Genomic DNA, 19,045 nt, shown 5'->3' with positions numbered 1-19,045 from the left:
AAAATTTTGATACAATTTGTTTTAATGAGATTGGGGATCAAAATAAGCTTTAAAAGTAAGAGGATTCTCAATTTTATCTTCAGCTTCTTCTAGATATTCTAAATATTCTGCCTGATGCTTCTCCATGTAAATCATAACAATTGCCAGATTTACAAACAGGTTTTTATCTTCCGATCCTAGGCTTAAAGCTTTTTTTAAATAATGCAAAGCTTTCTCATTTTCTCCCATATCAGAATAAATTGCACCAATGTTGATGAGCGCGGAAGTATTCTCGGGTTCAATAAGTAAAATTTCATCCAATTCTTTAATTAAAAGATCGTTTAAAGTATCCCAATGATCTTCATTCTGCCACCTTTTCGCTTGAAGTTTTTTAACGTTTTCAAGTCTTTGCGATATACTATTCATTTGTTATTGAAGTGTATTTTATTTTTTTCCTATCCAAATGCTCTCTTCAACAAACTCTCCACTTTTGGCTCACTGCCTCTGAAATTCTTGTATAGCTCCATTGGATCCTTAGTTCCTCCTGAAGAAAGGAGTACTTTATACTTAGCTGCAATCTCAGGATTAAAGATTCCGTTTTCCTTAAAATATTGGAAAGCATCAGCATCCAGAACTTCCGCCCATTTGTAAGAGTAATATCCCGCAGAATATCCACCCTGGAAAATATGTGAAAAACTTGGACTCATTGCCGTTTCCGGATTGGTAGGATAAAGCGCTGTAGCCTTGGTATATTTATCTTCAAACGCTTTCACACTTTCATTGTCAAGTTCTGCCACTTTTGTATGATAGTTCATATCCAGAAGCCCAAAACTGATTTGTCTTAATGTCTGATAGCCTTCCATAAAGTTTTTGGACTGCTCAATTTTTTCAATTTTTTCGTCAGGAAGTACATCTCCTGTTTTATAATGTTTGGCAAAAGTTTTCAGGAACTCTGGTTCGTAGCAGAAGTTTTCTAAAAACTGAGAAGGCAGTTCCACAAAATCCCATTTTACAGAAGTTCCCGAAAGATTTGGATATTGAGTATCCGCCATCATTCCGTGAAGAGCATGTCCAAATTCATGGAACAAAGTGGTCACTTCCTGGAAAGTTAATAAACTAGGAGTATCCTTGGTAGGTTTGCTGAAATTACAAACGATTGAGATATGTGGACGAGAATTTTCACCATTTTGCTTGTACTGATTCTTGTAACTGGTCATCCATGCTCCGGCTCTTTTCCCTTTTCTTGGGAAATAATCAACATATAATAAAGATTTGTAAGTTCCGTTCTCTTTTACCTCATATACTTTTACATCTTCATGGTATTTCGGAATGTCATTTCTTTCCTCAAAAGTCAATCCGAACAGTTTTCCGGATAATCCGAAAACAGCATCCTGCACTTGATCCAATGGGAAGTATGGTTTCAATTCCTCATCATTAAAGTCGTACTTTTCCTTACGAAGTTTCTCAGCATAAAAAGCGTGGTCGTAGCCTTGTGCTTCCTCAATTCCGTCAGCTTTGGCTAAAGATTTTAATTCTTCAATTTCTTTAGCAGCGTAAGGTTTTGCCTTGGTCAAAAGCTCATTCAAAAAGTCAAAAACCTTTACCGGAGATTTTGCCATTCTTTCTTCAAGAACAAAGTCTGCATAATCTTTATATCCTAAAAGTTCAGCTTTCTGTTGTTTTAAATTGAGAAGTTCTTTAATAAGATTTTGATTGTCAAATTCTCCGCCATCAAAAGATTTTTTACCGTTAGCCAAAGCCAGTTCCTTTCTCAGGTCACGATTTTCAGCATAGGTCATGAACGGGATATAGCTTGGATATTGCAAGGTAACTACCCAGCCCTCAAGATTTCTCTCTTTAGCTTCTTCTGCGTATTGCTCGATGATAGCCTCAGGAATTCCTGCTAATTGTTCTTTATTGGTAATATGTTTAAAATAAGCATTGGTAGAAGCCAGTACATTTTGTCCGAATTGCAGGGATTTTAAAGAAAGATCCATGCTGATTTTCTTAAGTTTTTCCTTGTCTTCCTCATTCAATAGCGCTCCGCTTCTTACAAAACCCTTGTAGGTTTCATTTAAAAGCATCGCCTGCTCTTCATTAAGATTATATTTTTCCTTTTCATCATATACTTTTTTGATTTTATTGAAAAGGGCTTCATTTTGAGAGATTTTAGAAGAATATTCCGTTAAAATTGGAGAAACTTCCTGAGCAATCTGTTGAAGTTGATCACTGGTTTCTGCAGAATTTAAATTGAAAAATATATTGGAAGCTACATCCAATTGCTCCCCTGAATACGCTAATGCTTCGATAATATTTTCAAAAGTTGGAGCGTCAGAATTGTTAACAATAGCATTGATTTCTTCTTCAGATTTTTGAATTAATTCTTTAAAAGCAGGAAGATAATCTTCATTTTTAATGTCACCGAATGGTGCTGAATGATATGGAGTGTTAAATTTTTCTGTTAAAATATTCATTTTTCGATTTTTAGTTAAAGTAAATGTAATGATTCATCAAAGAATCATAGCTGAAATGCACAAAAATAATGCCCGGATACCAAGTTATGACAAAAATGCATTAACTTTAAATAATCTTGTCATATGGAAAGAGCGGGTGATGTCGGAATATTTAATTTTGAGAACAGATTCAGTAATCATATTTAAAATAAATAACCTTAAATATATAGACTATGAAAACACTCTTAAAGATTATAGGCATAATCATTCTGTTGATTATTGCCTACGCTGTAATCGCTATTCTGGCTTTCAGTAAAGATTATCATTATGAAAAATCCGTTGTCATCAATGCTCCAAAGGAAAAGGTATGGCAATATGTAGGTTCCTTAAAGGGATATAATATGTGGGATCCTTTTTCGAAAGAAATAAAGAACATTACTATTACCTATTCCGGAGAGGGAGATAAAATGGGAGATTCTTATCATTGGAAAGGAGATGATAGTGAGGGAGAACAATCCATCACCGAAACTGTACCAAATGAAAAATTGGTCACTAAGCTTCATTTTATTCAACCTTTTGATGGAAATGCCAAAGGAACTTTTGTCCTGACTCCCGAAGGTAGCGGAACAAAGGTAACATGGAAGATTGATAATGAATTAAATACCATGATGAAGGTAATGAAACCAATGATGGACCGTAATATGGATAAAATGTTTGGACAGGGACTCGGTGACCTCAAGAAACTATCAGAAAAATAAACAGAAAGCCTTGTAAAATGATACAAGGCTTTTTTTATTACAATTCTTTTTTACCAATCTCGCTAATGGGATCAAAGTTCCCTTGCCCCTTAGGATTGGGTCCATATTGGTTTGAACCGTGATCGCTGTCTGCAAATAACATCCACAAACCGTAAAAAGGAATTAATTGGAACCAACCTGAGTTTCCTCTATCGTGGCATCTTTTTGCACCCTGTGCAAGAAGAAACCAAAGAAATGGGATAAGGAGAACAACGAAAAATAAAATAACCATTCCTGATGGTTCTTGATTAGTTTGAAAGTAAAAATTGAACGGTACAGAAAATACCAAATAAATAAGGTATGACAATCCGTATTCTGTTCTTCTGATTCTTCCGTCAAATGAAAATGGTGCTTTAAACATGATTTTAGTTTTTTAAGGAACCAAATCTAGATATAATTTTTAGATATTGTAAAAGATTTATTTTATGTTAAGCCAGAACTCATTATTCTAAAAAATATTATCTTTATATAAAGAATCGATTTATGGAGAAGATTGTATTTGAAAAAAGTGGTATCAGGGACTTTGTAAACACTACTATTGCAGAGAAAATTGAGAAGCTTAAAAATTTTATAGAATTTACCCAGGAAGCAAGCCGTGACATCAAGAAAACTCCAAAGTATGATAGCATGAGAGAGGAAATGCAGGAGGAGATTTATCAAATGCAGCGCCAGCTTGGGGCTTTGAATGATCTTAAAAAAAATATGGCCAAAGTCCTGAATACATCTACGGAAAGAGTACAGCTAGGCTCTTTGGTTATTACCAATAAGGCTCGTTTTTATATTTCTGTTTCATTGGGTGAGTTTTTCTTCGAGGGAGACCGGTTTTATGCTATTTCTCCTGAAAGTCCCATGGCCAGGAAATTGATGGGGATGAGAGCAGGAGACGAGTTTACTCTAAACAAAATTCACCAGAAAATAGTAGAGGTGTTGTAGGGGAATAACATTGGTAAATAAGTATGTCTATATATAATAAATTCAAATATGTTGGGATGCTTTCTCAATTGATAATCCAGTTAAATGAGGAAATAGACGATTAGTTGACTTAAACAGATAATAACCAACTCACAAACTCTCAACTTTTTCGTAATTTTGTTTCTATGAATAAAGCAACAGTTTTAAAAGAAATAATAGAGCAAAGAAGAAGTATTTTTCCAAAGGACTATACTGACACAGAAATTTCTCAGGAAGTTATTGATGAAATTCTACATTCAGCGACTTTGGCTCCCAATCATAAACGTACAAAACCTTGGCGTTTTAAAATATTCAAAGGCGAGGAAAAAGCAATACTAGCTTCAGAAATGCAGGCTATCTATAAAGCAAGCCAACCTGAACAACTTTTTCTGGAGAAAAAATATAATGACATCGGTTTTAAAATTAACAAAGCTAATGTTGTCATTTCCATTGTTGTTAATTTCAGCGGAATGGTTCCTGAATGGGAAGAAATTGCGGCTACTTCAATGGCTGTTCAAAACATGTACTTAAGTTGTACGGCAAATAATATTGGTTGCTATTGGAGTTCTCCTTCAATTGTTAATGCTTTGAAAGAGTCTCTAAAAATTGAAGAAAATCAAAAGTGTCTGGGCCTTTTTTATATGGGAAGATTAGATTAATACAACAATGTAAAAGTTGATCTATGGAACAATGATAAACTCTAAATGGGAAGACAAAATATCGTTATACCGTTAGATTGATAAAATGTTATATTAATTCATTGTTCAATCATAATTTTTGTATATCTTTGCACTCTTAAATATTTAACTGGGACGAGTTCCCGTAAAATTCAAACATTATGTCAGTAAAAATCAGATTACAAAGACACGGTAAAAAAGGAAAACCTTTTTTCCACATCGTGGTTGCAGATTCTAGAGCTAGAAGAGATGGTAGATTCATCGAGAAACTAGGAACTTACAACCCAATTACTAACCCAGCAACTATCGAATTGAACGTTGACTCTGCTGTACAGTGGTTAAACAACGGTGCTCAGCCAACTGATACTGCTAGAGCTATTCTTTCTTACAAAGGTGCTCTTTACAAAAAACACTTACAAGGTGGTGTAGCTAAAGGTGCTTTTGATCAAGCTGAAGCTGAAAAAAGATTCAGTGCTTGGTTAGAATCTAAAGAATCTAAAGTTCAAGGTAAAGTAGAAGGTTTAGCTACTGCTAAAGCTGATGCTAAGAAAGCTGCTTTAGAAGCTGAAGTAAAAGTAAACGAAGCTAGAGTTGCTGCTGCTGCTCAAGTTGAAGCTGATGCTAAAGCTGCTGAAGAAGCTGCAAACGCACCTGCTGAAGAAGTTGTTGCTGAAGCTACAGAAGGAGAAGCTCCTGCTGCTGAAACTGAAGAAAACACTGAAGCTTAAGAACATTTCCTGTTATGCGTAAAGAAGATTGCTATTTTTTAGGTAAAATCACACGCAGACATGGACTTGCGGGTAACGTTATCCTTAAATTAGATACCGACCAACCCGAGCTTTACAATAAATTGGAATCAATATTCGTTGAAATCAACGGATTATTGGTTCCATTTTTTATTGAAAAATTATCATGGAGCAAACTAGATGCTCTGAATCTTGCATTCAAAAACTCTTCTGAAGCAATAGTAGACCAGGTTTTAGGTAAAAGTGTTTACCTGCCATTAACTACATTGCCTAAACTTTCAGGAAAACAATTCTATTATCACGAAATCATAGGTTATGATATTCTTGATGAAAATGATAACGAATGTGGTGTTATACGTTCTGTAAATGATCAGACAGCACAGAATTACTTCATCCTTGGATTTGAGGGAAGAGAAATCGTTATTCCATTAATCAAAGATTGGGTCCTTGAAGTAAACAGAGAAGAAAGATTTATTAAAATGCAACTGCCGGAAGGCTTGATGGACGTATTCTTGGTTCCATCTAAAAAGGACGAATAATTTTACGCTAAGTAAAATAAATCTTTCCCACAATATTTTTTATTGATAATAAATTCACCCTTACTTATAATTAAGGGCGGGTAAAAGATATTCCTGTATCATTTTATCGACCTGTGAATGAGCATAAGGTTTATTATAAGCTGTAGCTGTAATCACCATAACAATAGGAATATGCGTGAAAATAATAATCTTGTTACCTCCATTTCCACTACATTGATAGGCTTCAAAATTTTGATTTCCTACTTTATAAACTTTTCTCCAGAATAAATATCCATATCCCTCAAAATCTGGTTGATCAGCAAAATAATTAGTGAAAGATTTGCTAATCCAGGTTTTATCTAAAACCATTTTTCCATTCCATACTCCATTGTTTTTATAAAGTTGACCAAACTTGGCAAAATCTAACGCTTTCATTCTTAATCCTCCTGCTAAGGATGGCTTGTTCTGAGGGGTAAATTGCCACTTATAATTGGTGATTCCAAGGGGTTGGAATAGTTTCTTATCAGCATAATTTTCTAAACCTTTTGGAACATTTTTATCTAAAATGTCTCCCGTTATTACAACACCGGCAGTAAAGTAATTCCATTTTTCACCAATCATATTGCCCGTCATGGGTACATCTAGTGCAAATTTTACCCAGTTTTCAGTGGGGTACATATTTTCTTCATTACCTGGAGATTCATCATCCTCATCATTTCCATCAAAACCAGAACTCATCGTTAATAAGCTTTTGATTGTAACACTGTCTTTTTTAGGAGAATAGTTTTTAAATTGCTCTACATTGTAAAAGGCTTTTAAATTTTGATTCTCACTTTTTATATGGTTTTCTTTTATTGCAATTCCCATCAAAGCTGAAGAAAAAGATTTACCCACAGATCGTGTATCTTGTAAAGAATCTCTTCCTGAATGGTTAAAATACTCTTCTATTAGCAGTTTTCCATTCTTTACGACGACAATACCTGTTACGTTTTTGAATCTTTCTTCTGCTATTTTTTTATTTAAATTTTTAATGAGTTCGATGTCAAATTTTTCCTTTGAAGTATCCCATCCACTCTTGGGCTGAATAGGCTGAACAGCGATCTGTTGCTCTGAAATATTCTTTTCAGGAACATTAATATTGATGTCTCCTTCTGCAATAATAGGCCCTGTTTGTATTGATGATGTTTTTAGATAAGGACGGATTTCAATTTTTAGAATATGATTTCCGCTGGCCAAGGCATCAATTCCGCCATGGATTAAATAAAAACGCATCCATAAATATCTTCCCCATGAATCTTCATTATTGCTGCTGGTAAGAGGTATTCTGAGGTTCGTTTTTAGCTTTTTGTTTTCCGGAGTACCTGCTCCTGTATTTAGGTTTTCTTCGTAAATTAGTTTTCCATCCACGTAAAAAGAGAACTGATAATTTCCGTTTTTAAGTAATTGATCAACGGTGAATTTAGGTTCAAGCTGATGCAGGTAATTCACCAGAGAATTGTCAAAAAAAGCATGAATACCAAAGTCCTTATCTTCCTGAAAAGTTGAAGAAGAAAGAATGTTATCATCTTTTAAATTTTCAAGACTGATGGATTTGTCTAGAAAAATAATTTTTCCGGAATATTTTTTCTGAATCGGATTCTCAATCTTTTCAGGGGTGAAAATATTCTGGCTTTGTGCCGGATAAAGATAAAATGTGAAAATAAATATCAGTAGTATGGTAGGCTTCATTTTTTATATTTTAGCAAAAATAATAGGCTTTTGTATTATAAAATAGAATGAAATTAACATCTCTATTTTCTTAGAAGATTTCTGTATTTTAAAGGTGTTACTCCAATATTTTCTTTAAAACAACGAATGAAATGACTTTGATCTGCAAACCCGCATTCCAGAGCAATATCCGTTAAGGAATCCCGCTTGGTGAGTAGCTCCAGTGATTTATTAAGCTTTAATTTTCTGATATATTCTCCCAAGTTACAATGAAAATATTTTTGGAAATCCCTGCTTAAATGGATCGGATGAATATTTAAAGTTGTGGAAAGTTCAGTAAGGCTTAATTTTTCTGTAAAGCTTTCATGTAAAATTTCGTTGATGTGTCCTACCCAGACAGGTTTCTTTTCAGTTTTGTCTTTTTGAATAACAAACTGACTGAATAAGTTTAACAAAAGTTGATGGATAGCTACCTCAAAAGCGTTATCTCTATCCTGATTTTCTTTGAAAATTTTATAAATCAGCAATTTTAAAGAAGGATCTTGTATATTAAAACTCCCTTCTGCGTTATTTTTTTGAAAATCAAACTGATCAAACCAGTTTTTTGAAATTTCAATATGAAAACCTCGTGTAAAGATTTCAGGCTTAATATTATAGTGTGGATCTTCCCAATGATGGTAGAGTAGGGTGCCTGCAGAGCATTCATAAGTTTCTTTTTTGTTCCCCTCAATCATATTTCCCTGAAGCAAAAAAGTAAAATATGCATTTTCATGATAATGCCAGTCTACATAAGGATGAGTATATTCAGTATCTGTGATTGTTAATCCTTCAAAATTAACAATGTCGTTGGTCTGCCCAAAATATTCGCCGTTACGTAGAGTATTCATGATAAATTTTGTTTTAACCGTTCAATCTGTTCATACATTTTATTGAAAAAGATTTTCCTGTCCCTATTTCCGGATGTATTCAAAGATTTTGAATTTTTAATCTGATGTTCAAAATAATTACGGGTTTCCTTGCATGTTTTTGCATCATTAATCAAAATATAGCCAAACATATTTGCCGGCAATGCAAAAAGTGATTGTTGCGGATGATGAAAAAAAATATCATTGGAAAGATGCATCAATTCATTTTCATATAAGTGAAACTTTGGATTGTTTTCTGTTTTTTGCTCAATATATTCGATAAGTTCTCTAAGCTCTTTCAAAATAATCTGACCCTCATTTTTTTGTAGAAGTCCAGTCTCATAATAAAATAAGATCTGTTGTAAAATACTGGAAATAGTCCTGTCATTCCACAATTCTACTATATTTTGGGCCTCATATTTTTTCTTGAGTTCTTGTGTATTTGATTCAAAATAAGGGGGTGAAAACTTCAGAAAAGGAATAAAAACCTGTTTTGCATTAAGCAGATTCATCCAGACATAGATTTTAAAACGGGAAAGCAGTGTATCTGAAAGGGTATAAAAAAAAGGAATATCCTTCGCAGAATAATAAATAGTCATCTCATCAGAAAGAGGTAAGTTTTCAAAAATGCTGAGATTATTCTGGAAAAAAGACTGTAAATCTTCTGTTTCGTTCACGACCAAGGTTTTCTGAACTAAAATCTGTTGGTCTGAAGTTATAAATTGATTAAGTGAAATCTGATAATATTTGGCCAGTTCCAAAGCCTCTTCAAAACTAAACTTAGCTTTCAGGGACGTTCTTCTGTGTGATGCATCATAACTTATATTCAAAATATTGGCAATCTCATCATTCAAAGATTTATCACCAATTTTTCTACGAATTTCCTTAAGTAACAGTTCCTGATACATGATTTTGTGATTTTCACAAATGTAGTATTTTTTTTAATTTTTTTTCACATTCGGAATTGGTTCTTCTGCAGATAATTTTGAATTGTAATTTAAAAATTATGAGTTATGAAAACACGAATAATATTATTAACGGTTCTTTTTTTCAATAGTTTGATCTATGCATCAGACTCTATAAAGATTGATTCTCTGAAGCCCAGATTTCTTGGAGCTTCACCTTCAAAGAATGTCAGAAATGTGAACGGAATTATGTTCAAATATTTTGATGAAGATGAAAATGTAATTCCTAAGAAAATTAATGGATTAGGGTTGGGACTTAATCCGGTAGGGCTTTTCTTTCCTGCATTACTGCTTGTGTATCTACCCGACGCAGGGAAATGGAACTTAAACAATGATTATGGAATTGTTTCTGAGAATAAGATGAACAAAATTAACGGAGTTCAGCTATCTCTCATCAATATGGAGCCTACGGTTACTAATGGGTTGGAGATTAATATCTCAAGCAATATAAATACCTATGCCATTACAAATGGAGCTGCTTTATCTCCTTTTTTCAATTTGCATCATGAAATAAAAGGTGTTTCTGTTGCCCCATTAGCGAATATAGGTCAGAAATGCAGAGGACTTCAGATTGGGCTTTACAACAATTGTAAAGATTTTCGAGGACTCCAGATTGGAGTATGGAATGAAAACGGGAAAAGAAAACTTCCTTTAATCAACTGGAATTTTAAGAAACAAGAAAAGAAAGAATTATGAAAAATATACCCTATTTACTCATCTTATCCCGTTTTATAACAGCTTTTGTAATTCTGTATTTGGGATACTACATAGGAGAATCAGCCAGTCAATATATTCTTGCATTAATGTATTTCGGAATATTAACCGATATTTTTGATGGAATTATTGCCCGAAAAGCAGGGATTTCCTCAGAAAAATTAAGAAGACTGGACAGCCAGACTGACTTGATCTTCTGGCTCTCACTAGGGTTTGCATCTTATTTTCTGAATCCTGAATTAATTAAAGGGGAATGGCATGGCATCCTTTTAATTTTCGTCATGGAAGCACTTTGCTACATTGTCAGTATCTGGAAGTTTGGTAAAGAAACCTGTACTCATGCTTTTTTGTCAAAAATGTGGGGCTTGAGTTTGCTGTTGGCATTTACTTATCTTATAGGTTTTCAGGAAGCGGGATGGGCTTTCAATCTGGCGATTATTCTTGGGTTGATTTCTCACGTTGACGTTATCCTCATTATTTTACTCCTTCCACAATGGCAATATGATGTTCCCAGCTGTTATCATGCCCTGAAAATAAGGAACGGAAAACAGAGAAAAAAGTCTATTTTCTTTAACTAATGTATTAAATAATTGATTAATGATTTTTAAAGAGGGCGCAATCATCAAGTTGCGCCGTTTTTTTGTAACTTTGCAAACATTAATTTTTATACGAAAATTTATTATCAACAAATGAAAAAGCAAACGATCAAAGAAATCCTAAAGGATTACAAGAAAGTATTACATCATGACATTACAGTTTACGGATGGGTAAGATCATTCCGTGCCAATCGCTTTATAGCCCTTAATGATGGATCTACGATTAATAATTTGCAGATAGTTGTTGATTTCGAAAATTTTGATGAAGAAATCATCAAGAATATTAGCACAGCTTCTTCCCTTAAAGTAGTGGGTGAAGTGGTAGAAAGTCAGGGAGCAGGACAGTCTGTAGAAATTGTTGCTAAAAAGATCATTGTTTTAGGAGATAACTTTACAGAAGAACTTCAAAGTACAATTCTTCAGCCTAAGAAACACAGCTTAGAAAAGCTTCGTGAGCAGGCGCACTTAAGATTCAGAACTAACCTGTTTGGTGCTGTTTTCAGAGTACGTCATGCGGTAAGCTTTGCCGTTCATTCATTCTTTAACAAAAACCAATTCTTCTATATCAACACACCGGTAATTACAGGTGCAGATGCAGAAGGGGCGGGAGAAATGTTTGGAGTAACAAACTTTGACCTGAACAATATGCCAAGAACTGAAGAAGGTGAAATTGATTTTGCACAGGATTTCTTCGGGAAAAAGACTAACCTTACCGTTTCAGGACAGCTTGAAGGAGAAACTGCAGCAATGGGATTAGGAAGAATTTATACTTTTGGACCTACTTTCCGTGCTGAGAATTCAAATACGACAAGACACCTTGCGGAATTCTGGATGATTGAACCGGAAGTAGCATTCAACAACCTTGAAGATAACATCGACCTAGCGGAAGATTTCCTAAAATATGTAATCCAGTATGTATTGGATAACTGTAAAGACGATCTTGAATTCCTGGACAAGCGTTTTGAAGAAGAACAAAAGACAAAACCAGAAAAGGAAAGAGCGAAAGAGGGACTTATCGAGAAACTTGAAAATGTAATAGCTAAGCGTTTCAAGCGTGTAAGTTATACAGAAGCTATTGAGATTTTATTAAACTCAAAAGAAAACAAAAAAGGAAAATTTGCTTATCCTGTGGAAAGCTGGGGAGCAGATCTTCAGTCTGAACATGAAAGATACTTAGTAGAGAAGCATTTTGAGTGTCCGGTTGTATTGTTCGATTATCCAAAAGAAATCAAGGCTTTCTATATGAAGCTGAACGAAGACAATAAAACAGTGGCCGCTATGGATGTTCTTTTCCCGGGTATTGGTGAGATCATTGGAGGATCAGAAAGAGAAGCAAGATTAGACGTTTTAAAACAGAAAATGGCAGATATGCATGTAGATGAGCACGAACTTTGGTGGTATCTTGATACCAGAAAATTCGGTTCTGTACCTCATGCAGGTTTCGGTTTAGGATTGGAAAGATTAGTTCTTTTCGTAACAGGAATGACAAACATCAGAGATGTGATTCCTTTCCCAAGAACGCCGAAAAGTGCTGAATTCTAGAGATATAAAAAAAAGCCTTAACATCTGTTTAAGGCTTTTTTTATTTTTCAATAATTTATTATGTAGAGTGTATAAAGCAAAAATCATGCTAAATGTATTTTTTATCAAATAAATTTATTAAATTCGTAGAATATGTTATGTTAAAACGTAAATACGAATATGCTTAAACAACACTTACAACTCAAATTAGGACAAAAGCTGGCCCCTCAGCAGATCCAGTTGATGAAGCTTATTCAGCTTCATACTCTTGAATTTGAAGAGGAGTTGGAGAGAGAGTTAGAAGAGAACCCTGCTTTGGAAATTGCAAAGGAGGATTCTAAGGAAGATGAATATTCTTCTCTGGAAGACGCTTATCAGGATGAAGGTACAGAGAGCATTGAAACAGACTTCGACGTTAACGAATATCTTTACGACGACGAACCAAGCTATAAAACCGCATCCAGTAACTACTCTCCGGATGATGAGGAATTTGACAACGAAAGCCTTTTAACGGAAGGACAGTCATTATATGATTATCTGATGGAACAGATTCACTTGGTAAATATCAGTGATGAAGACCTTAAGATTGCAGAATATCTGATCGGAAACCTAGATACAGATGGATATTTGAGAAGAGAGATTAAATCTATTGTTGATGATCTCGCTTTCTCACAAGGAATCTATACCACAAAGGAAAAGGTAGAAGACATTTTGGAAAACTATGTTCAAAAGTTGGATCCATCCGGTGTAGGAGCAAGAGGACTACAGGAATGTTTATTATTACAGATTGAGAAGAAAGTAAGCTCGGATAAAGCTGTTTCTTTGGCTGCTAATATTTTGAGAAATCAATTTGATGCTCTTACCAATAAGCATTACAATAAGATCATCCAGAAATATGATATTGAAGAAGAGGACCTGAAAGATGCGTTGGATGAAATTTCTAAGCTATCCCCAAAGGTTGGAGGAAACTTTGATACACAGACCATTACAATCAATCAGGAAATTATTCCGGACTTTGTAATTCAGGTGAAAGATGGATTGGTAATTCCTATGCTTAACAGCAAGAATGCACCTACGTTAAGGGTTTCTGAGGAATATAAAGATATTCTTACTACCTACTCTCATGATAAAAAATCTTCTGAGCATAAACAGGCAGCTTTATTTATCAAACAAAAACTAGATGCAGCGAAATGGTATATTGATGCAATTAATCAGCGTCAGAATACTTTATTGCAAACAATTAATGCTATTGTTAAATTCCAGAAAGATTATTTCATTACAGGAGACGAAAAATCTTTGAAGCCAATGATCTTAAAGGATGTTGCAGACATTACAGGGTTTGATATTTCTACCATTTCAAGGGTAGTGAAAAGTAAGTATGCAGACACTCCGAACGGTATTGTATATCTTAAAGATCTATTCTCAGATAGTTTAACCAATGATGATGGAGAAGAAGTTTCTACCAAAGAAATTAAAACCCATCTTCAGGAAGTAATCAGTAAAGAGAATAAGAGAAAACCTTTGACAGATGATGCTTTGGTGATCATCTTAAAAGAACAAGGGTATAATATTGCAAGACGAACGATTGCAAAATATCGTGAACAGCTCAATATTCCTGTTGCCAGATTAAGAAAAGAACTTTAAATAAAAAAAAGCATTTCATTTGAAATGCTTTTTTTGTTTTTATATGAGATCAAAAAAATGTGTTCTTATAATTTCTGTTAGAATTTCAGACAGCTTTTGTGACTTTGCGGTTTGATTCTTTGGTTAAACTTTAGTTCCCAATCCCAATTCTTTCATGGATATTTCCCGCATTTCCACCTTTCTTATTTTTCCTGAAATGGTCATCGGGAACTCATCCACAAACTTCCAGTATTTTGGAACTTTATAATGAGCAATTTTTCCTTTACAGTAATCTTTTAGTTCTTCTTCTGTGATAGTGAATCCCTTTCTCACTTTTACCCACGCCATTACTTCTTCCCCAAACTTTTCACTTGGAACTCCAATAATCTGAACATCTAAAATGTTGGTATAAGTGTATAAAAAGTCTTCAATTTCTTTTGGAGAGATATTTTCTCCACCCCGAATAATAAGATCCTTAATTCTTCCCGAAATGGTAATATACCCATCCTTATCCATTACTGCCATGTCTCCGGTATGCATCCAACGGGCGTCATCCAGTACTTTTTTAGTATTTTCAGGATCATTCCAGTATTTTAGCATCACAGAGTAGCCTCTTGTACAAAGTTCACCGTGCTCTCCGCGCTTTAGTACTTTTCCATTTTCATCAATGATCTTTATTTCAAGATGATCCTGAACTGTACCTACTGTGCTAACCTGTTTTCCCAAGGGAGTGCCAATTAAAGTCTGTGTTGAAACAGGAGAGGTTTCTGTCATTCCATAACAGATGCTCATTTCTTTAATATTCATCAGGCTTTCTACCTTTTTCATAATCTCAGGAGGGCAGACAGAACCTGCCATTACACCCGTTCTTAGACTTGAAAAATCGTAGGTATCAAAATCTTTTACGGCTAGTTCAGCAATAAACATGGTAGGAACTCCATATAATGAAGTGCATTTCTCGTCAGAAACTGCTTTTAAAGTAATATCAGGATCAAAGCTGTCATTGGGGATCACCATACAGGCGCCATGAGTGGTACAGCAGATATTTCCAATCACCATTCCAAAGCAGTGATAAAATGGTACAGGGATGCAGACACGGTCTTTCTCCGTATATTTTAATCTTATACCAATAAAATAGCCATTGTTCAGAATATTATGATGAGAAAGCGTTACTCCCTTGGGAAAGCCTGTTGTTCCTGAAGTATATTGAATATTCACCGGATCATCAAATTGTACATGTTCTTCGAAGCTATGTAAAACTTCATCCGAAATATCCTGTCCGTTATTGACAAAGTCTTCCCAGTTATCATCAAAGAAAATTTCATGTTCAAGGGTAGGGCACACTTCCTTGGCATACTCTACCATTTCCTTGTAATTACTGCTTTTAAAAAATAAGGAAGAGAAAATGAAACGAACTTCAGACTGGTTCAGAACATAAGTAAGTTCATGAGTTCTGTATGCCGGATTAATATTGACCAAAATAGTTCCGATTCTAGCAGTGGCATATTGTAAAAGAACCCACTCATAACGGTTGGAAGACCATATCCCTATTCGGTCACCAGATTTTGCGCCTAAAAATAAAAGCGCTTTTGCAATCGCAGTGGTTTGGTTGTAAAACTCTTGATAAGTAGCTCTGTAATCCTGATGAACACAGACAAGTGCTTCCTGATTTGGGTATTTTTCGACAGTACTTTTAAGGTTTCCTCCAATAGTCTGTCCTAATAATGGAACGTCAGAAGCTCCATATACATAAGATAAAGGCATAGTAAAAAGATTTGGTGAAATAAAATTAACAATAATATCTTGAACTATAGCCTATGAATACTAATTTTCCTGTGAATCTATCTCTTTTAGTTGTTTTAGGTTTTTATCAAGTTTTTTAATGATACTTCCGTATACCAGTCTATAGTAAAACCAAATCATGGATACAGCAAGTAACGTACTAATGGTAATTCCCACAATAATGATAGTAAGATTAGAATTAGTAGGCTGTATATTTTGAGTGCTTAAGGTATAAAATATAAAGGCGATCAGTACAAAAGTAAAAGCAATCAGCAATACAATACTGATAAGAATAAAGGCATTCACCGTTTTTTTGAAACTAATGATTCTGGTAATAAGTCCTTTAAGGTTTTCTTCGATCTTTATTTTTCGGTAATTTTGATAAAACTTTAAGACAAAATAAGCCGTAATCAATAAGCTCAGAACTTTTATAGCTAAATAAACATGACCAAAATTATTTTCAACTTCAGGAGCTTCCTGAGCACCTAATCTTTCCAACATTTTGCGGAAACTATCAGATTCTTCCTCCTGAAAGAAGTAGAATAAGCCCAAAACAGAAAAGAACAAAAATTCTACAACACTGATCCAGAAAATATACTTTACATAATTACGTGACTTTCTATTCAACATCTGAAGAATCTCACTGTTGTCATATTTTGGCTGTACAGGTTGTTCCTGCCATGTTTTCTTAAAGCTATCTAAATCAAATTCAGGCATATTTTTCCATCTGTTCTTTAAGGGTTTTCTTTAATCTGTTCATTTTCACACGTGCATTAACTTCAGTGATTCCGAGGTTTTCTGCAATATCCTTGTAAGGCAGATCGTCAAGATACATCATGACAATGGCTCTTTCTATATTAGGAAGAGTCTTGATTACAGTATACAAAAGCGAGATCTGTTGTTGTTTTTCATCATCATCTTCCACAAAATCTTTGTGGTTGATATCCAGTTCATTGGTAGGAAGACTTTTGCTTTTTTTTCTAAAAAGAGTAATGGCGGTATTAAGTGCTACGCGGTACATCCATGTGGAAATCTTAGAATTTCCCTTAAAAGAATCATAACTTCTCCAAAGTTGCAAGACAATCTCCTGAAAAAGATCCTCTTCATCTTCCAGGGAATTGGTATATAAGCGCGATACTTTAATAATCAGGCCTTGATTATCTTTGATAAGTTGCGCAAATTCTTTTTCTCTGGAATTCATAGATGTATAATGGCACGAAGATAACAATAATGTAGTAATTGATGAAGAATAATAATTCTAAAATCACGAAAAGCTAAAATGCCAAAAGATGAATAAATAATAATGTGTAAAATAATGGAGTAAATAGGAGAATACAGATTTGATGATTTTATCAATTTAGTATAAATTGTTTAGAAGCAAGTAGGGTTAGTAAAAATGTTTTTTCTCTTCCTAATCCCTTTGCTGTTTCATCTTTTCGCCCTTTTACCACGAAATTTATGTATCTTTGCACCCACGAGAAAATCGGCTTGTTGATTCCTGTTTCGGCAGGGGTAGGAAAGTCCGGACACCATAGAGCAGCAAAGCGGATAACATCCGTCACCCGTGAGGGTAGGACAAGTGCAACAGAAAGCAGGTACAGTTCGGCTGTAGTGAAACCAGGTAAACTCTTTGCGGTGCAATGGTAAGTATATCGGTTCTTTTCAGTAATGGAAATAGGGGCGGCTCGTCCTGAAAACCGAGGGGTAATCAGCTCAAGTTTTGCAGCAATGTAAAGCGTAGATAAATAACAAGCACTTCTCAGGAAGTACAAAATCCGGCTTATAGATTTTCTCGTTTTTCTTATAATTCAATTTTTTCTTACATTTTTATTCTTGAGTCTAATGTTATTACATTTATTTGTAATACAGTATATTATGTATTTGTAATTCTAATATAAGACTTTTAAGAAACCAAATAAGATCTACGAAAGACTTTTATATTTTTCTGTTATCTCAACTTTACCATAAAGAGATCAAGATGAAAACAGAAATTACTTTACAGTCAGTTCCGGAAGAAAAGCCAGGCTTTATTGCTATAATCTTGTATGTGGCTTTTGTATATGGATTGTTTTGGGGAATTAATCAATGTCTGATGTATTTTTTTCAAGACATAACCAATGAGCTATTAATAAAAATTCTTAACAATATTTTGTGGATCGGATTTATGTTTTTGCACTATAAAGTTGTGAAATATTTTCTTCACCTGATCAATAAGCAGAGGAAACAGCCTGTTATTTACCCTGTGCTAAGTATTTCCAGAGAGGGAATTAATTATTACACAGAACGCAAAGAAACGGATTGGGGAAGTATTTCAGAAATACAAATTATAGATTCTATACTTTCTGTAACGGTGGATCTTAATCCTGAAAAAGATTTCAAACTGAACCTATCCAAGACAAATCTTCAGAAACAAATGACACAAGAAATTTTTGAAAAGCTACTGAAATATCATTATAAAAAAGAAGTCTATATTTACAATACACCATCATCCTGTGGTTGTGGTTGTTAATTTTAATAGTATGTACAGATCAATGAATTAAAATGGAATCAGAAACTACTTTATACAAGTCATCAGAAGAAAAGCCGAGGTATGTAACTATTGTATTTTCTTTGATATCAACGATTGGTTTACTGGTAGTTATTTGTATACTGATCTATCTTGTGTTTACAAACAAAAATCCCTTTAAAATTTTAATTTCCTGCATTGTTTTTTTATTAATGTCTGTTTTTTTTAATGCTTCAGTGAAAATCTTAATTAGATGTATTAAGGAACGGATGAAGCCGGACGAAGAGCCTGTGAGAAAATTATCCATCAGCTCAAAAGGAATTTTTAATTATAAGGTAAAAAAACAATTGATCTGGGAAGAAATTTCTGAAATCCAGATTATTGATTCAGTTCTTTCGGTGACAGTAGATCCCGATCCTGAAAAGGACTTTCAATTGAATTTATCTGATACAGATATTTATAAGCAAATGACCAGAGAGGATTTTGAAAACTTACTTAGAAAATATTACAAAAAAGAAATTCATACCTATTATACTCCTCCATCTTGTGGATGTGGCGGTTGATATAATATTCATTTAAAAAGCATTAATGGATTAAGATTTTTA

General features: G+C 34.1%; 20 protein-coding genes and 1 other RNA gene. 12 read left to right on the top strand and 9 right to left on the bottom strand.

The features are described 5' to 3' along the window. Nucleotides 1-21: 21 nt before the first annotated feature. Both C1638_RS19540 and C1638_RS19535 read right to left on the bottom strand, forming a co-directional pair. Nucleotides 22-405, bottom strand: a complete 384-nt coding sequence (locus tag C1638_RS19540; RefSeq protein WP_109623626.1) for a tetratricopeptide repeat protein — start codon at nt 403-405, stop codon at nt 22-24. Nucleotides 406-434: 29 nt separating this feature from the next. Further along, nucleotides 435-2,453: a M3 family metallopeptidase gene (locus tag C1638_RS19535; RefSeq protein ID WP_109623625.1), complete on the bottom strand. Its 2,019-nt coding sequence runs from the start codon at nt 2,451-2,453 to the stop codon at nt 435-437. Nucleotides 2,454-2,665: 212 nt separating this feature from the next. On the opposite strand from C1638_RS19535, the gene C1638_RS19530 reads away from it, so the two are divergent. After that, on the top strand, nt 2,666-3,190 hold the full coding sequence (locus tag C1638_RS19530; RefSeq protein WP_109623624.1) for an SRPBCC family protein: 525 nt from the start codon (nt 2,666-2,668) through the stop codon (nt 3,188-3,190). Between the two features lie 37 nt (nt 3,191-3,227). Here C1638_RS19530 and C1638_RS19525 read toward each other — a convergent pair whose 3' ends face one another. Next, nucleotides 3,228-3,590, bottom strand: a complete 363-nt coding sequence (locus C1638_RS19525) for a DUF805 domain-containing protein (RefSeq protein WP_076352643.1) — start codon at nt 3,588-3,590, stop codon at nt 3,228-3,230. Nucleotides 3,591-3,712: 122 nt separating this feature from the next. Here C1638_RS19525 and C1638_RS19520 point away from each other — a divergent pair, with 122 nt between their 5' ends. The 4 genes from C1638_RS19520 (at nt 3,713) to rimM (ending at nt 6,142) form a co-directional block, all read left to right on the top strand. Further along, nucleotides 3,713-4,162 (top strand): hypothetical protein, encoded by a 450-nt coding sequence (locus C1638_RS19520; protein ID WP_109623623.1) that lies wholly within the window; start codon nt 3,713-3,715, stop codon nt 4,160-4,162. A gap of 164 nt (nt 4,163-4,326) precedes the next feature. Continuing rightward, the gene (locus tag C1638_RS19515) at nt 4,327-4,839 is read left to right on the top strand and encodes a nitroreductase family protein (RefSeq protein ID WP_109623622.1); all 513 of its coding nucleotides are present in this window, start codon (nt 4,327-4,329) and stop codon (nt 4,837-4,839) included. Nucleotides 4,840-5,018: 179 nt separating this feature from the next. Then, complete coding sequence (locus tag C1638_RS19510) at nt 5,019-5,585, top strand: 30S ribosomal protein S16 (protein WP_109623621.1); 567 nt, start codon at nt 5,019-5,021, stop codon at nt 5,583-5,585. A 14-nt stretch (nt 5,586-5,599) separates the two neighbouring features. Further along, complete coding sequence (rimM, locus tag C1638_RS19505; protein ID WP_109623620.1) at nt 5,600-6,142, top strand: ribosome maturation factor RimM; 543 nt, start codon at nt 5,600-5,602, stop codon at nt 6,140-6,142. 60 nt (nt 6,143-6,202) lie between these two features. On the opposite strand, the gene C1638_RS19500 is transcribed toward rimM, so the two are convergent. From C1638_RS19500 to C1638_RS19490, 3 genes are all read right to left on the bottom strand, one after another. Beyond that, on the bottom strand, nt 6,203-7,849 hold the full coding sequence (locus tag C1638_RS19500; RefSeq protein ID WP_109623619.1) for a serine hydrolase domain-containing protein: 1,647 nt from the start codon (nt 7,847-7,849) through the stop codon (nt 6,203-6,205). Between the two features lie 62 nt (nt 7,850-7,911). Beyond that, on the bottom strand, nt 7,912-8,715 hold the full coding sequence (locus tag C1638_RS19495) for an AraC family transcriptional regulator (protein ID WP_109623618.1): 804 nt from the start codon (nt 8,713-8,715) through the stop codon (nt 7,912-7,914). Continuing rightward, complete coding sequence (locus C1638_RS19490) at nt 8,712-9,641, bottom strand: transcriptional regulator (RefSeq protein ID WP_109623617.1); 930 nt, start codon at nt 9,639-9,641, stop codon at nt 8,712-8,714. Before C1638_RS19490 ends, C1638_RS19495 begins: the two co-directional genes overlap by 4 nt. Nucleotides 9,642-9,746: 105 nt before the next feature. Here C1638_RS19490 and C1638_RS19485 point away from each other — a divergent pair, with 105 nt between their 5' ends. The 4 genes from C1638_RS19485 to rpoN all read left to right on the top strand — a co-directional run bounded on the left by C1638_RS19485 (nt 9,747) and on the right by rpoN (nt 14,173). Then, a complete protein-coding gene (locus tag C1638_RS19485; protein ID WP_109623616.1) occupies nt 9,747-10,394 on the top strand; it encodes an LA_2272 family surface repeat-containing protein in 648 nt (215 codons plus the stop codon). Next, the gene (locus C1638_RS19480) at nt 10,391-10,990 is read left to right on the top strand and encodes a CDP-alcohol phosphatidyltransferase family protein (protein ID WP_109623615.1); all 600 of its coding nucleotides are present in this window, start codon (nt 10,391-10,393) and stop codon (nt 10,988-10,990) included. The genes C1638_RS19485 and C1638_RS19480 overlap by 4 nt, the downstream gene beginning before the upstream one ends. Before the next feature lie 111 nt (nt 10,991-11,101). Further along, the gene (gene asnS / locus C1638_RS19475; RefSeq protein WP_106914866.1) at nt 11,102-12,550 is read left to right on the top strand and encodes an asparagine--tRNA ligase; all 1,449 of its coding nucleotides are present in this window, start codon (nt 11,102-11,104) and stop codon (nt 12,548-12,550) included. Nucleotides 12,551-12,709: 159 nt separating this feature from the next. Further along, a complete protein-coding gene (gene rpoN / locus C1638_RS19470) occupies nt 12,710-14,173 on the top strand; it encodes an RNA polymerase factor sigma-54 (RefSeq protein WP_109623614.1) in 1,464 nt (487 codons plus the stop codon). Nucleotides 14,174-14,296: 123 nt separating this feature from the next. Here the strand turns inward: rpoN and C1638_RS19465 are convergent, their stop codons facing one another. Genes C1638_RS19465 through C1638_RS19455 form a run of 3 tightly spaced genes read right to left on the bottom strand, consistent with a single transcriptional unit; the run spans nt 14,297 to nt 17,135 of the window. Then, the gene (locus C1638_RS19465) at nt 14,297-15,916 is read right to left on the bottom strand and encodes an AMP-binding protein (protein ID WP_109623613.1); all 1,620 of its coding nucleotides are present in this window, start codon (nt 15,914-15,916) and stop codon (nt 14,297-14,299) included. 60 nt (nt 15,917-15,976) lie between these two features. Next, on the bottom strand, nt 15,977-16,651 hold the full coding sequence (locus C1638_RS19460) for a DUF8845 family protein (protein ID WP_109623612.1): 675 nt from the start codon (nt 16,649-16,651) through the stop codon (nt 15,977-15,979). Further along, nucleotides 16,644-17,135, bottom strand: a complete 492-nt coding sequence (locus C1638_RS19455) for an RNA polymerase sigma factor (RefSeq protein WP_027374652.1) — start codon at nt 17,133-17,135, stop codon at nt 16,644-16,646. Before C1638_RS19455 ends, C1638_RS19460 begins: the two co-directional genes overlap by 8 nt. A gap of 274 nt (nt 17,136-17,409) precedes the next feature. Between C1638_RS19455 and rnpB the strand changes: the two genes are divergently transcribed. From rnpB to C1638_RS22190, 3 genes are all read left to right on the top strand, one after another. Continuing rightward, nucleotides 17,410-17,733: RNase P RNA component class A (rnpB, locus tag C1638_RS19450), an RNA gene on the top strand. 179 nt (nt 17,734-17,912) lie between these two features. Beyond that, nucleotides 17,913-18,443 carry a hypothetical protein gene (locus C1638_RS19445; protein WP_109623611.1) on the top strand — a complete coding sequence of 177 codons (531 nt, stop codon included), beginning with the start codon at nt 17,913-17,915 and terminating at the stop codon, nt 18,441-18,443. Between the two features lie 233 nt (nt 18,444-18,676). Next, nucleotides 18,677-19,003 carry a hypothetical protein gene (locus C1638_RS22190; protein ID WP_123838404.1) on the top strand — a complete coding sequence of 109 codons (327 nt, stop codon included), beginning with the start codon at nt 18,677-18,679 and terminating at the stop codon, nt 19,001-19,003. Nucleotides 19,004-19,045 lie beyond the last annotated feature (42 nt).

Source organism: Chryseobacterium oncorhynchi, assembly GCF_002899895.1.
Taxonomy (GTDB): domain Bacteria; phylum Bacteroidota; class Bacteroidia; order Flavobacteriales; family Weeksellaceae; genus Chryseobacterium; species Chryseobacterium oncorhynchi.
This window is presented reverse-complemented; position numbering and strand designations above follow the sequence as displayed.